General features: G+C 70.1%; 1 protein-coding gene. It reads right to left on the bottom strand.

Annotation, left to right across the window (positions count from 1 at the left end; translation table 11 throughout):
• A partial coding sequence (locus IF30_RS0140650; protein WP_234323037.1) for a DUF1772 domain-containing protein occupies positions 1 to 262 on the bottom strand: 262 nt, incomplete at its 3' end.
• Between the last annotated feature and the right edge of the window lie 19 nt (positions 263 to 281).

Here is a 281-nt window from a genome sequence, read left to right as displayed (position 1 = left end):
CGAACTGCGCGCGCACCGCGGCGAAGTCGTGGATCTGGGACGGGTCGCCGGCCGCCGCCAGCTGGTTGTTGAGCGGGATGTTGACGCCCATCGTCACGACCAGCGCCACCACGTACAGCACCGTCGCGGCCGCCGCCCACAGCGCCGCCTGCCGACGACCCGCCTTGTGCTGCAGCCAGGCCGCCAGGCCCGTCGCCACGAAGGCGCCGACGAAGACCAGGCCGAACATCCCGTTCTCGATCGACTTGTTGATGTGCTGCATCGCCGTGACGTACGTCCGG

Origin of the sequence: Streptomyces sp. NRRL S-350 (genome assembly GCF_000719705.1) — a bacterium.
In the GTDB taxonomy this organism is placed as follows: domain Bacteria; phylum Actinomycetota; class Actinomycetes; order Streptomycetales; family Streptomycetaceae; genus Kitasatospora.
This window is presented reverse-complemented; position numbering and strand designations above follow the sequence as displayed.